Here is a 418-nt window from a genome sequence, read left to right as displayed (position 1 = left end):
GCGGGCTTGTTGCAAAAATGGAAAATGTGTCTGAGGCGCCCATCTGAGCACTTCATTTCATGCGTATATTCCAAAGATATTGAAGAGTTCATTGAGGAAGACGGATCTCTCCTGCACCCTCAGTTTTGGCTCATCACGACGTAACCAAAAATCAAACTGGCCTTTATTCAACATCCGGATCCCTTCAAAACCTTGAATCGTTGACCAGGCCCGCTTTCGCACTTTGAATCCACCTGTGGCTTCGATAAGCTTTTTAATCGGGGCGTGGTCAGATTCAATGCCATTGTTGAGATATTTCACTTGCCGATGTTCTACATCTTGCCGTAAACGGCCTTCGCGCTTGAGGCGAGTAATGGCGTTACCATAAGACGAATGTTTATCAGTATTCAATGTTTGGGGATGAAAGGACATTTTATAA

1 protein-coding gene is annotated in these 418 nt (G+C 44.5%); it reads right to left on the bottom strand.

Annotated elements, in window-relative coordinates; genetic code table 11:
• Positions 1-57 precede the first annotated feature (57 nt).
• Positions 58-418, bottom strand: a 361-nt coding sequence (locus ACTRWI_RS22700; RefSeq protein WP_499133942.1) for a DDE-type integrase/transposase/recombinase, incomplete at its 5' end; no start/stop codon positions are given.

It is taken from the genome of Pseudoalteromonas sp. G5_S1_14_S5 (assembly GCF_054968605.1).
Note: the sequence above shows the minus strand (reverse complement) of the source record. Positions and strands in the feature narration are given on the sequence as shown.